Below are 12983 nucleotides of genomic sequence, written 5' to 3'. Positions count from 1 at the left end.
CGCGTTGGACGGGCTGAGAAACCCGTCCCGTTTGTCATGTACGTCAGGTACCAGGAGGCACCCAGAGATGTCGGAAGCGCAGACCGGCGCAGCGCAGCGCGGGGAGCAGATTCTTGAGGTCTTCGACACCGCGTTCGGGGAGCTGCTGGCCGCCGATCCGGCTGCCTTCCGGGTCAAGTTCCGCAAGATGGCGGGCTCGGCGTTCGCCTTCTACCGGGGCACGGCGTGCCTGTTCTACAGCGACCTGGAGCGGGAGCGGCACGGCGGCCCGTATCTGGACGAGCGGACCGGGCGGGTGTGGATCCACGGCGATCTGCACGCGGAGAACTTCGGCACGTACATGGATGCCAACGGCCGGCTGATCTTCAATGTGAACGACTTCGACGAGGCGTACGTCGGCCCGTTCACCTGGGACCTCAAGCGGTTCGCCGCCTCCGTCGCGCTGATCGGGTATGCGAAGGCGCTGGGTGACAACCAGATCGCCGAGCTGGTCCGGATCTACGCGGCGGCCTACCGCGAGCGGATCCACGCACTGGCGACGGGCGCGAAGAACGACGAGCTGCCGCCCTTCTCACTGGACACGGCGGAGGGCCCGCTGCTGGACGCGCTGCGCGACGCCCGGTCGCTGACCCGGTTCTCGCTGCTGGACTCGATGACCGAGATCCGGGACTTCGAGCGCAGGTTCGCGGCGGGCGGCGGCTCGATCGACCTGGACGCGGCGACGCGCTACAAGGTGCTGGCCGCCTTCGACGGCTATCTGGAGACGCTGCCGGAGTCCAGCCTGACCCGCCCCGACTCCTACCGGGTGAAGGATGTCGTCGGCCGTCGCGGCATCGGCATCGGTTCGGCCGGGCTGCCCTCGTACAACATCCTCCTCGAGGGCAACAGCGACGCCCTGGAGAACGATGTGGTGATCTACCTCAAGCAGGCGCAGACCCCCGCGGTCTCCCGGCACATCACCGACGCCGCCGTGCGCGAGTACTTCCAGCACGAGGGGCACCGCACGGTCATCTCGCAGCGCGCCCTGCAGGCGCACGCCGACCCGTGGCTCGGCTGGACCGAGCTGGACGGGGCCGGGCAGCTGGTCGCCGAGGTCTCTCCGTACGCGGTCGATCTGGACTGGTCCGACATCGACGAGCCGGAGGAGATCGCCGCGGTCGTCGCCGACCTCGGCCGGGCGACGGCGACGATGCACTCTGCGGCGGACGACGAGAGCGGCCACTCGCTGGTGCCGTTCTCCACGGAGCGGGCGATCGACGCGGCGATCGCGGCGGACGAGGAGGGCTTCGCCGGTCTGCTGGTGGACTTCGCGCACAGCTACGGCGCCCGCGCCCGCGCCGACCACCAGATCTTCGTGGACCTCTTCCGCAACGGCCGGATCCCCGGACTGTAGGAATCCGCACGCGACCGCCCCCTTCGGGGGGCGCCGACAGGTTCGCATGCGACACTCCTCGACGATGGACATATCCGGGACGCAGCTCAGAGTCGTTCGCGCCGCGCTTTTCACAGCGCTCGTCGTGACGCTCTCGGCCGGGTCCCATGTGCTGCTCTCCCGGGTCTCGCTGCCGCTGACCGCCGTCGCCCTGCTGGCCGGCGCGGTCTTCGCGGTGGCGTACGCGCTGGCCGGCCGGGAGCGCGGCTTCGGGGCGATCGCCGGGCTGCTGGTCCCGCTGGAACTGGCCGCCGACACCGTCTTCACCACCGGCCAGCACCTCTGCTACGGCGCGGCGGGCGGCCCGATAGCGGGGCCGCTGCGCTCGGTCGGCGTCGATGTGCTGTGCGGCGGCGGTGACATCGGCGCCGGTGCGGCACCACACGGCGACGTCGGTACCCCGCTCGCCTCGGTGACCGGCGCCGGGCACACGGCGGCCGCGCTGCTGGCCTCCCCCGGCCCCGCGGTGCCGTGGCTGCTGCTCGCCGCCCATGTATCGGTCGGGCTGGTCGCCGCGGCCTGGCTCCGGCGCGGCGAGTCCGCGCTCGTCGGCCTGCTGGGCGCGGTCGCCGTCCTGGCGTTCCGGCCGCTGCTGATCGCGGTCGCCGTGGCCGGTACGGCCCGCCACTGCGTACACCGCAGGGTGCGCCCCGCCGGACACGGCCCGCACCTGCTCGTACACACCCGTCTGCTCGTGCACTCCGTGGGACGGAGGGGACCGCCGCGCTCGGCCTGCGTCATCGCCTGAGCACGCACACCCCCGACGGCATACCACCCCCACCATGGAGAGACGAACATGAGCAACCGCAACAGCCAGGCCAACAAGGCGGCGGCCCGCGAGCGACTGCGCGCCGAGCGCGAGCGCCAGGCCAAGAAGGACAAGGTCCGCCGGCAGGTCATCGTCGGCGTCTCGATCGTCGGCGTGCTGGCGGTCGTCGGCGTCGGCACCTGGGGCGTCATGCAGCTGAACAAGCCGTCCCACTGGGAAGCCGCCAAGGACGCGAAGAACGTCACGGCGCCCAAGAACACCACCGGCAAGAACGGCACGACCGTCGTCATCGGCAAGTCGACCGCCAAGAAGACCCTGGAACTGTACGAGGACTCGCGCTGCCCGATCTGCGCCACGCTCGAACAGGCCATCGGCGAGACGGTGCACAAGGACGTCGACGCCGGAAAGTACAAGATCAAGTACATCGGTGCCACGTTCATCGACGACGCCTCCAACGGCGAGGGTTCGAAGAACGCGCTGAGCGCGCTCGGCGCGGCGCTCAATGTCAGCCCGGAGGCGTTCCTCGACTACAAGTACGCGCTCTACTCCGCGAAGTACCACCCGGAGGAGACCGACGACAAGTTCAAGGACGACGCCTATCTGATCAAGATCGCCGACTCGGTGGACGCGCTGAAGGGCAACAAGGCGTTCCAGAAGGACGTCGAGGACGGTACGTACGACAACTGGGCGATGAAGATGTCCGCGGCGTTCGACAAGAGCGGCGTGAGGGGCACTCCGACGCTGAAAATGGACGGCAAGGCGCTCACCGACGGGAAGAGCGAGAACGCTCCGATGACGGTGGAGGACTTCAACACCGCGATCACCGCCGCGCTGAAGGGCTAGGGTCTTTCGTCTGGATCGGGCCGGGCGGCGAACCCGCGGCGGCGATCCTCCGACGGGCAGGCGAACTTCCTTGGTCCGCCTGCCCGTCGGCTTGACCGGTCAGTGGGGTGCTGCCCCGTGACCGGTCGACACCTTTCCACGCCGCTCTCCGCGCCCAGCCGCCACGCGGTCGTCACGCCGCCGCCACCGCCGTCGCGGCCCCCGTGCTGGGCGCCGCCACCACCGCGCATGCCGCGGACGGGCCCGCCTTCCTGCACGGCGTCGCCTCCGGCGTCCCCCTCCCCGACGGCATACTCCTGTGGACCCGTGTCACCCCGGCCCCCGACGCCGCGCCCGGTTCCGGCCGTCGCGCCGACACGGCGGTCCGCTGGGAGGTCGCCGAGGACAAGGGGTTCACCCGGGTCGTCGCGGTGCGCTGAGATCCACGTCGGGGAGGCGCGCACGGGAGGCGGCCGGACGCACCCGCTGAGCCTTCCGGCGGTGTGGCGGCCGAGTCGCGTCGCCCAGGGCGGGCGAGCCCCTCGACACCGGCCTCTCCCGTCCGTGCCGGCCGGTGGAGCCGGCGCACGGCCTGCACGGAGCGTTCCGGGCGGGCGTCCGGCGACGACGCGGGAAACCCGCGGGGCGGCCGGCGGACGTGCCTCTCGTCGGGGGTCCGCCAACCGGGGACCACGGCTCCGGCCGCCGCCCGCGAGCGACCCGCGGCCCCGTCTACAGCGTGGCGAGGAAGCCGAGCGCGACCTTCCAGGCCAGCTCGGCCGAGGCCGCGTCGTGGTCCGGCAGTTCGGGATCCGTGAAGAGATGGCCCGCGCCGGGGTAGCGGTAGATCTCGACATCGGCACCGGTCCGCTGCATCTGGAGGTACCAGGAGTTCAGCCAGTCGTGCGTCTCGAACGGGTCCGGGTCCGCGACGTGCAGCTGTACGGGCAGCTCGTCCACCGAGGCGTTCTCGGCGATGTCCGAGGTGCCGTGGAACATCAGCAGACCGCGCGCCTTCTCGTCGCCGAGCGCCAGGGTCTGCGCGGTGGAGGCCCCGAAGGAGAATCCGGAGTAGACCAGACCCCGCTCCGAGTAGGGGGCGGCGGCCAGCACGGCCCGCCTGAGAAGTTCGTCCTTGCCCACCTCGTCCTTGAATGCCAGGCCCTCCTCCACGGTTTCGAAGGTGTGCCCCTCGAAAAGATCGGGCACGTGCACCTCGTGCCCGGCGGCGCGCAGCCGGTCGGCGGCCGCGTGCACCGCGGGGCGCAGACCGTACGTCGAGTGGAAAAGCATGATGTTCATGACGCCCATGGTGCCAGTTGCGGCCGAGAGCCTGGAGGACGACGGGATGGAGAGCGTGCTGCGTCCGCTGGTCGTCGTCGGCGGCTCGGTCGTGATCACGCTGCTGGTCGGCTGGCTCGTCGACCTGCTGCTCAGACGGACCGACGGCCGCCACCACGAGACACCGCTGTGGGGTCTGCTGCGGCGCTGCCGCGTCCCGCTCCAGCCGACCCTGGGCACGGCGCTGCTGCGGGGCTCGTACACCCGCACCGGGCTCGACGTGGTCGGGGACCACCGGGAGGGAATCGGCCGGTTCCTGACACTGGCGCTGATCGGGACATCGGCCTGGCTGGTGGTGCGGATCGCGACGGCCGTCGTCGACTCCGTCTACGCCCGGTACGCCGCGAGCACCCGCGATCCGGCGCGGGTGCGGCGGGTCCGTACGCAGGTGACGCTGATCCAGCGGGTGGTCACCGCCGTCGTGGCGACGGTGGCCGTCGGCGCGATGCTGCTGACGTTCCCGGCGATGCGGACGTTCGGCGCCTCGATGCTGGCCTCGGCCGGTGTGCTGGGCATCGTCGCGGGCATCGCCGCCCAGTCGACGCTCGGCAATCTCTTCGCGGGACTGCAGATCGCGTTCGGCGACATGGTGCGGATAGGCGACACGGTGGTGGTGGACGGCGAATGGGGCACGATCGAGGAGATCACGCTGACCTTCCTCACGGTACGGACCTGGGACGAGCGGCGGATCACGATGCCGGTCTCGTACTTCACCGGCAAGCCGTTCGAGAACTGGTCGCGCGGCGGCGCCCAGATGACCGGCTCCGTCTTCCTCCACCTCGACCACTCGGCCCCGGTCGCCGCGATGCGCGAGCAACTGCGCGCCATCCTGGGCGAGTGCGCGGCGTGGGACGGACGTGACTGGTCCCTGGCGGTCACGGACACCACGCCGTCGACGATCCAGGTCCGCGCGATGGTCACGGCGAAGGACGCCGACGACATCTGGACGGTGCGCTGCGCGGTACGGGAGCAGCTCATCGGCTGGCTGCGCGACCACCATCCGTACGCGCTGCCGCGGATCGCGACGGCTCCCGCGGCGCCTCCGCCGGGCGACGAGTGGCCGAGCCCGCCCGGCACGGCGGCCGGGGGACCGGCGGACAGGACACCGGCGGGCCGGGTCAGGTCGCCCCGCACGGGGCGCGGCTGACCGGCGCGGGCGCCGCCCGGCGGGCCCGCCTCATTTCAGGCTGCGTACGTCCAGCTGCCGCAGGACCCGGTCGACGACCTCCGGGTCCGTACCCGCCTCGTTGCGGGCCGAGAGCACCGCGTGCCGGGCGGCCGACATCATTTCGCGCTGGACGCGGCTGATCGCCTTGAAGCGCTCGACGCGTTGCGCGTACGCCTCGCGGCGCTCGTCGTCGACCATGTCGGGGCTGATCCGGGCCCCCACGTCGTACGCGAGCCGCTGGAGCCGCTCCGCGACCTCCTCCGGGAACTCCTCGACCTCCTCGATCTCCTTGAGCCGCTGCTTCGCGGCCTTCGCGGCGCGGATCGCGAGGTCCTTCTCCAGCGCCTCCTCGGCGTCCGTGTCCGCCTTGACCCTGAGCTTGCGGACCAGCCACGGCAGGGTGAGTCCCTGGACGACGAGCGTGGCCATGATCACGGCGAAAGCGATGAAGACGATCTCGTCACGCCCCGGGAACGGCTTCCCGTCGTCCGTCTTCAGCGGGATCGCGAGCGCCAGCGCCACCGAGGCGACTCCGCGCATCCCGGACCACCACATGACGACGGTCTCCCGCCAACTGGTGGGGATCTCCTCGCTGACGTCGCGCCGGGTGTGCAGCCGCTTGGCGAGCCAGGTGGCGGGCAGCAGATACAGCAGCCGCACGCCGACGACGACCGCGACGATGGCCAGCCCCCAGCCGAGCATCTGGAGCTCGCGGCCGTTGGCCGTGCCGAAGACGTTGTGCAGTTCGAGGCCGATCAGCCCGAAGGCGACCCCGGTGACGAGGGTGTCGACGATCTCCCAGAAGGAGCGGCCGGTGAGCCGGCCGAGGACGTCGTCGGCGTCGGCGGTGTGCTCGGCCAGGTAGAGCGCGGTGGTGAGGACGGCGAGGACGCCCGACCCCATCAGCTCCTCCGCGAGCACATAACTCACGAACGGCACCAGCAGGGTGAGGCCGACCTGGAGCGTGGCATCGCCGAGAAGGCCCATGAGCTTGATGGTGATCCAGCCGAGCACGAGGCCCACCGCCACGGCGACGACCGCGGAGAGGATCAGCAGCCCGAACGCCTCCGGCAGCGAGAACGTACCGCTCACCGCGGCGGCGATCGCCACGTGGTACAGCACGATCGCGGTCACGTCGTTGAACAGCCCCTCGCCCTCCAGGATGGAGACGAGCCTGCGCGGCAGCCCGACCGAGCCCGCGACGGCCGTCGCCGCAACCGGGTCGGGCGGGGCGACGAGCGCGCCGAGCGCCACGGCGGCGGCGATGGGCAGCCCGGGGACGATCGCGTTGGCCACCGCCGCGACGGCGGCCGTCGTGATGAAGACCAGCGCCACGGCCAGCAGAAAGATCGGTCGTTTATTGGCGGCGAACTGCCGCCAGGAGGTGCGCTGCACAGAGGCGTAGAGCAGCGGAGGCAGCAGCGCGGGAAGGATGATCTCGGGCGGGATGTCCACGTTCGGCACGAAGCTGAGGAACGCCATGCCCACCCCGGCGAGCGTCATCAGCACCGGCGCGGGCAGTCCGAGACGCTCCCCCAGTGGCACCGTGACCACAGCTCCGAGCAACAGCAGGAGGAGCAGTGCCATTTGATCCACGAGGTGCCTTCCGAAACGCGGTGAGCCGACCTCTTTGGCCGGCCGATCTGGATCTAAAGCCTGCCACGCAAGGCCCGCAATTCAGACAACACCCCCCTTCGCATCGCACTCCGACCGATCATTCCTCCGATGTCTATGCGGTCGCCCCCCTTCCGCAACCTCCTCCGGGCGGGCAGTATGCGGCGTGCGTCATTCAGGGACAGGAACCTCCACCACATACATGACTGGCAGGAGAAACCACGTGACCGCGTTCTCCCGAAGGCATTTCGTCGGCGCCGCCGCAGCCGGAACCTCCGCCCTCTGGCTCGCCGGCTCCCGTACCGCGTGGGCCGCGGCCTCCCCCGTACCCCCGGGACGGCCCGGCGCCGACCTGTACGAGAAGACCGTCCGTGCCGCCGCCATGACCTGGCGCACGCTCCCCACGGGCTGGCAGCAGGCCCCGTTCCTCGCCAACGGCCGCCTCGGCGCCCAGCTGTACGCGGGAAAGAACGCCAACACCCTGAAACTGATGCTCAGTCACAGCCAGGTGCAGGACCAGCGCGGCCAGTGGCGCGGCGGCATCGGCTTCTCCCGCCTGCCCGTCGGGTACTTCACCCTGACCCTCGCCGGAGAGATCACCGCCGTCGACTGGACCCTGGACCCGTACGACGCCGAGCTGCGCGGCACCGTCACCACCACCCGCGGGTCCCTGGTCTTCTCCGCCCTCGTCCAGAACGACACCGGCGCTCTGCTGGTCTCCACCCGGCCCACCCCCGGCGAGGAGCCGGCGGCCTGGTCCTTCCAGTGGCTGCAGGCCGCCACCACCCGTAGCAGCGGCAGGCCCGAGGACTACACGCCCAACCCGGATCCGCGCGTCGGCGACGGCTTCGTCGAGCAGCCGCTCCTCGCGGGCGGCGGCTGGACCACCGCCTGGCGCGAACGGCGCGAAGGCACCGGCCGGCTGCTGGCCGCGCACCTCGTGTACCGCTTCCCCGGTCCGGTGGCGGAGGCGACGACCGCCGCGCTGCGCGCCGTGGACCGCACCCTCGCCGCCGGCCCCGACCGGCTGGTGGAGCGCCACCGCGACTGGTGGCACGCGTACTACCGGCGCAGCTTCCTCTCCGTACCGGACAAGCGGCTGCAGAGCTTCTACCTCATCCAGCTCTACAAACTCGCCGCGTCGACCAGGGCCGAGGGGCCGACGATCTCCGAATGGGGCCCGTGGTTCCCCGAGGTCGGCAACAACTGGACCGCGGTCTGGTGGAATCTCAACGTCCAGATAGGCATGGCACCCGTCCACGGCTCCAACCACCCCGAACTCGACTCGGTGACGGGTGCCTTCCGCCGCTTCGAGCACAACCTCCCGGCCTCGGTCCCGGCCGACTACCGCGACGGCGAGAGCTACGCGCTTGGCCACCCCTCCGACTGGCAGCTGCGCGCGGGCGACACGTACGACGTCGGTGCCCCGGGCTCGGACCACGTCTCCGACAACTTCGGCAACCTCACCTGGGCCCTGCACAACGTCTGGCAGTCCTACCGGCACTCGATGGACCTGTCCGTCCTGCGCGACGTGGTGCACCCGATCCTCGCCAAGGCCATCAACTTCTACGCGCACTTCCTGCGCGAGGGCCCGGACGGCAGGCTGCACCTGCCGGAGACCCGCTCCCCCGAGTACGCCAACGCCGCGGACTGCACCTACGACCTCTCGCTGATCCGCTGGGGCGTGCGCACCCTGATCGCGTCGGCGAAGCTGCTGCGCACCGACGATCCGCGCCTCGCACGCTGGCAGGACATCGACCGGAGGCTCACCCCCTACGCCGAGGACCCGGTGGCCGGCGTCATGATCGGCAAGGACGTACCGCTGGCCGACTCGCACCGGCACCACTCGCATCTGCTCTGGCTGTACCCGCTGCGCGAACGGAACTGGGACCGGCCCGCGGACCGCGAGGTGATGCGGCGCTCCATGGACCACTGGGTCTCCATGCAGCAGCTGTGGCACGGCTACAGCTACGCCACCGCCTCGTCCATGTACTCGGTGAGGGACGAACCGGAGAAGGCCCTCGACTTCCTGACCTTCTTCACCGACCTCAACGTGGTCGCGGACTGCCAGATGACGGTCAACACGATGTACCGGGAGGGCAAGAACCTCGCCCTGGAGAGCCCGCTGTCCGCCGCCCAGTCGATGCTCGACATGGTGGTGCAGGGCCACGAGGGGGTGGTGAAGGTCTTCCCGTCCGTCTCGGACCGCTGGGCGGACGCCTCGATCGCGTCACTGCGCACCCCGGGCGCCTTCCTCGTGGACGCGGACCGCTCCGGCGGTGCCACCCGCTGGGTGCGGGTGCACAGCGAGGCGGGCTCCCCGCTGACCCTGGAGCACTCCCTCACGGGCCGGATCGACGTACGGGACGCCCACGGGCGCCCGCTGCGCTGGCGGGAGACCGGACCCGGCCGGATCACGGTCGCCCTGCCGCGCGGTGGCACGGCGGTGGTCACCCCGCACGGCACGCGCCCCTCCGGGACGGGTCCGCGCGACGTGCCGTCGAACGGAGCGTGGACACGCTGGGGCCTGCCGGACTGACCGCCCGCACCGTCCGCCGGTGTGCCGTCCCGTCCGTACGACCGGGGCGGTGCTCCTGCACTGGGCCCTGTGGTGAAAGTGCCATGCGGTGAAAGTGGCGCCGTCGCGGGACAGGCGGGACCTTCACAGCCCTCAGTCCCGCAGAGAGCGCCGCATCGCCCGGTGCGCGATCCCCGCGTCCGGGAATTCGGGGCCGTACGCGACGTACCCGAGCCGCTCGTAGAAGCCGAGCGCGTGGGTCTGGGCGTGCAGATCGACGGCTGTCAGGCCGAGCTCGCGGGCCGCGGCCTCGATGGCCCGGACCAGCGCCACGCCGACGCCGAGACCACGCGCCCGCCCGGTCACCGCCAGCCGGCCGAGCGAGCCGACGGTGGGGTCGCCGCCGGTCCGGTCGGCGGCGGCCGGACCGTGCAGCAGCCGCCCGGTACCGAGCGCCGAGCCGTCCGCCGCGACGGCGATCACATGCACCGCGTCCGCGTCGTGGGCGTCGTACTCGATCTCCTCGGGCACGTTCTGCTCACCGACGAAGACATCCTTGCGGACCTGGAAACAGGCGGTGAGATCCTGCTCGTCGACGACGGTACGGGTGGTGTACGCAGCGGGCGTGCCGGTCATTCGCTCTCCGCCGCGATCGTGTCCAGGGCCTGCTGGAGATCGTCGGGGTACGTGCTGGCGAACTCCACCCAGCTGCCGTCGGACGGGTGCTCGAAGCCGAGCCGGACGGCGTGCAGCCACTGCCGCGTCAGACCGAGGCGCTTGGCCATCGTCGGGTCGGCGCCGTAGGTGAGGTCGCCGACGCAGGGGTGGTGGTGGGCGGACATGTGCACCCGGATCTGGTGCGTGCGGCCCGTCTCCAGCTTGATGTCCAGGAGGCTGGCGGCGCGGTAGGCCTCGATGAGGTCGTAGTGGGTCACGGAGGGCTTGCCCTCGGCCGTGACCGCCCACTTGTAGTCGTGCTGGGGGTGGCGACCGATGGGGGCGTCGATGGTGCCGCTCATCGGGTCCGGGTGGCCCTGCACCAGCGCGTGGTACTTCTTCTCGACGACCCGGTCGCGGAACTGCGCCTTCAGCAGGGTGTAGGCCCGCTCGGACTTGGCGACGACCATCAGCCCGGAGGTGCCGACGTCGAGGCGGTGGACGATGCCCTGGCGCTCGGCGGCACCGGACGTCGAGATCCGGTACCCGGCCGCGGCGAGACCGCCGATGACGGTCGTGCCGGTCCAGCCGGGGCTCGGGTGGGCGGCGACCCCGACCGGCTTCACGATCACGACGATGTCGTCGTCGTCGTGCACGATCTCCATGCCCTCGACGGGCTCGGCGACGATCTGCACCGGAGCGGGCGCCTGGGGCATCTCCACTTCCAGCCACGCGCCGCCCTGCACCCGCTCGGACTTCCCGACCACCGCACCGTCCACCTGCACCTTCCCGGCGGCGGCCAGGTCGGCGGCCTTGGTGCGGGAGAAACCGAACATCCGGGAGATGGCGGCGTCGACACGCTCGCCCTCCAGACCGTCGGGTACGGGCAGGGTGCGGACCTCGGGATACGTACTCACCTGTCGAGTATGCCTTGCGCCCGCTAGTCCTTGTGCACGGTGCCGTCGGGGTCCAGGCCCTTGAAGGAAAGGATCACGATCAGGATGCCGCCGCAGACGATCGCGGAGTCGGCGAGGTTGAACACCGCGAAGTGCGCGGGCGCGATGAAGTCCACCACCGCGCCCTGGAAGGTGCCGGGGGCGCGGAAGATGCGGTCGGTGAGGTTGCCGAGGGCGCCGCCGAGGAGCAGACCGAGCGCGATGGCCCACGGCAGGCTGTGGAGCTTGCGGGCCAGGCGGGCGATCACCACGATCACGCTCGCCGCGATGAAGGTGAAGATGACCGTGTACGCCTCGCCGAAGCTGAACGCGGCGCCCGAGTTCCGGATCACCTCGAACTTCAGCCAGCCGTCGACGACCTCGACCGGCGCGCGGTGCTCCAGCTTCGCGACCACGATCACCTTGCTGATCAGGTCGAGCAGATAGGCGAAGACGGCCACGGCGAAGAGCACCGCGATCTTCCGCCCGCTCCTGCCCGGTACGGTCTCCTCGACCCGGCCCTCGGCCTCGCCCCCTTCAGTCCCCTCAGCATCGGGGATGTCCGGCGTACCGATGATGCGCTCCGCCTCTGCCACGTGAATCCCTCAACCTAGGTTCCTGACTGAGGACGAGAGTACGACACACGGCCCCGGATCAACCGCGCCGCTCCTGCTTCTGTTTGTCCTCGACGCAGAGCGTGGCGCGCGGGAACGCCTGCATCCGCGCCTTGCCGATCGGATTGCCGCAGACCTCGCACAGTCCGTACGTCCCGGCGTCGAGCCGGGCCAGGGCCCGCTCGGTCTGGTCGAGCATCTCCTGGGCGTTGGCGGCGAGCGAGATCTCGTGCTCGCGGGTGATGTTCTTGGTGCCGGTGTCCGCCTCGTCGTCACCCGCCCCGTCGCCGGAGTCGCGCATCAGCCCGGCGAGTGCGGCGGAAGCGGCCTCCAGCTCGCTGCGCAGCCGCATGATCTCGCTGCTCAGCACGGCCCGCGCCTCCTCGACCTCGTCCGGTGTCCAGGGATCCTCGCCCGGCCGGACCGCCAGCTCGCCGGGGGCCGTCGTGGTGATCCCGCGGGCCGGGGGCACGGGCGCGGCGCCCCTGCCGGCCGTGCGGGTCCGGGCCGCGCTCTTCTTGGCTACCACCGTGTGGGCTCCCGTCTGCTCGGCGGCCTCGGCCGCCACCGTGGCCGCTGCGGCGGCCTTCTTCGAAGCCTTCTCGGCCGCGGTCTTCTTCGCGGCTGCCTTCCTGACCGGCGCCGCGTGCTCGGCACCCGCGCTTTCGGCGGGCACCGTCTTCTTCCGGGCCGCCGTCTTCTTCACCGCGGCTTTCCCTGCCGGGGCCTTCTCGGCCGCGGCCTTCTTCACGGCCGCTTCCTTCACGGCCGCCTTCTTATTACCGGCCGCCTTCCTGCCGGCCGCCGCACCCGTGGTTCTCGCTGACGCCGACTTCTTTGCGGCGGTCTTCTTCACCACCATGGCCGCGGCCCCTTCACATATTGTGATCTTGCACGCGAATCGTGCTGGGACGATAAATCGACCCCAGCGCCGCGGCAACGGGGAACGCCGCCGAATCGCCCCTCCCCGCGCTCGGACACCGACACGTCTGAATCGGTTGTGCCCAGCTCACCGCCGGGTAATCCGCCGCCCGGCCGCCCACCCGGAGTCCGTGCGTCCGCCTCTGCCCATTCGGGTCACGCCCCGCCCCGCGGGTTAAACCGGTCGGCCGT

11 protein-coding genes and 1 pseudogene are annotated in these 12983 nt (G+C 71.1%); 6 read left to right on the top strand and 6 right to left on the bottom strand.

Annotated elements, in window-relative coordinates:
• Window positions 1–67: 67 nt before the first annotated feature.
• The 4 genes and pseudogenes from ACFVT1_RS20785 to ACFVT1_RS20770 form a co-directional block, all read left to right on the top strand.
• Complete coding sequence (locus ACFVT1_RS20785) at window positions 68–1393, top strand: DUF2252 domain-containing protein (protein WP_389797415.1); 1326 nt, start codon at window positions 68–70, stop codon at window positions 1391–1393.
• Window positions 1394–1457: 64 nt separating this feature from the next.
• Window positions 1458–2180: a hypothetical protein gene (locus ACFVT1_RS20780; RefSeq protein WP_389797413.1), complete on the top strand. Its 723-nt coding sequence runs from the start codon at window positions 1458–1460 to the stop codon at window positions 2178–2180.
• Between the two features lie 48 nt (window positions 2181–2228).
• Window positions 2229–3044: a DsbA family protein gene (locus ACFVT1_RS20775; RefSeq protein ID WP_389797410.1), complete on the top strand. Its 816-nt coding sequence runs from the start codon at window positions 2229–2231 to the stop codon at window positions 3042–3044.
• Between the two features lie 107 nt (window positions 3045–3151).
• A pseudogene (locus tag ACFVT1_RS20770) lies at window positions 3152–3454 on the top strand (PhoD-like phosphatase N-terminal domain-containing protein); the annotation flags it as partial.
• Window positions 3455–3755: 301 nt separating this feature from the next.
• On the opposite strand, the gene ACFVT1_RS20765 reads toward ACFVT1_RS20770, so the two are convergent.
• Window positions 3756–4334, bottom strand: a complete 579-nt coding sequence (locus tag ACFVT1_RS20765; protein ID WP_362208435.1) for a dienelactone hydrolase family protein — start codon at window positions 4332–4334, stop codon at window positions 3756–3758.
• A gap of 37 nt (window positions 4335–4371) precedes the next feature.
• Here ACFVT1_RS20765 and ACFVT1_RS20760 point away from each other — a divergent pair, with 37 nt between their 5' ends.
• Entirely contained in the window at window positions 4372–5511 is a 1140-nt protein-coding gene (locus ACFVT1_RS20760; protein ID WP_389797750.1) for a mechanosensitive ion channel family protein, read from the top strand.
• A gap of 30 nt (window positions 5512–5541) precedes the next feature.
• Here ACFVT1_RS20760 and ACFVT1_RS20755 read toward each other — a convergent pair whose 3' ends face one another.
• Window positions 5542–7128 (bottom strand): Na+/H+ antiporter, encoded by a 1587-nt coding sequence (locus ACFVT1_RS20755; protein WP_389797407.1) that lies wholly within the window; start codon window positions 7126–7128, stop codon window positions 5542–5544.
• A gap of 241 nt (window positions 7129–7369) precedes the next feature.
• Between ACFVT1_RS20755 and ACFVT1_RS20750 the strand changes: the two genes are divergently transcribed.
• Window positions 7370–9685 carry a hypothetical protein gene (locus tag ACFVT1_RS20750; protein ID WP_389797404.1) on the top strand — a complete coding sequence of 772 codons (2316 nt, stop codon included), beginning with the start codon at window positions 7370–7372 and terminating at the stop codon, window positions 9683–9685.
• A 132-nt stretch (window positions 9686–9817) separates the two neighbouring features.
• Here ACFVT1_RS20750 and ACFVT1_RS20745 read toward each other — a convergent pair whose 3' ends face one another.
• Genes ACFVT1_RS20745 through ACFVT1_RS20730 form a run of 4 tightly spaced genes read right to left on the bottom strand, consistent with a single transcriptional unit; the run spans window position 9818 to window position 12732 of the window.
• Window positions 9818–10300 carry a GNAT family N-acetyltransferase gene (locus tag ACFVT1_RS20745; RefSeq protein ID WP_389797401.1) on the bottom strand — a complete coding sequence of 161 codons (483 nt, stop codon included), beginning with the start codon at window positions 10298–10300 and terminating at the stop codon, window positions 9818–9820.
• On the bottom strand, window positions 10297–11238 hold the full coding sequence (locus tag ACFVT1_RS20740; protein ID WP_362208424.1) for an RluA family pseudouridine synthase: 942 nt from the start codon (window positions 11236–11238) through the stop codon (window positions 10297–10299). Before ACFVT1_RS20740 ends, ACFVT1_RS20745 begins: the two co-directional genes overlap by 4 nt.
• A gap of 23 nt (window positions 11239–11261) precedes the next feature.
• Window positions 11262–11852, bottom strand: a complete 591-nt coding sequence (gene lspA, locus ACFVT1_RS20735; protein ID WP_389797399.1) for a signal peptidase II — start codon at window positions 11850–11852, stop codon at window positions 11262–11264.
• A gap of 58 nt (window positions 11853–11910) precedes the next feature.
• Window positions 11911–12732 carry a TraR/DksA family transcriptional regulator gene (locus tag ACFVT1_RS20730; protein WP_389797396.1) on the bottom strand — a complete coding sequence of 274 codons (822 nt, stop codon included), beginning with the start codon at window positions 12730–12732 and terminating at the stop codon, window positions 11911–11913.
• Window positions 12733–12983: the final 251 nt, after the last annotated feature.

It is taken from the genome of Streptomyces sp. NPDC057963 (assembly GCF_042887155.1).
GTDB lineage: Bacteria > Actinomycetota > Actinomycetes > Streptomycetales > Streptomycetaceae > Streptomyces.
The sequence above is the reverse complement of the archived record's forward strand: the minus strand, read 5'-3'. Positions and strand labels throughout refer to the sequence as shown.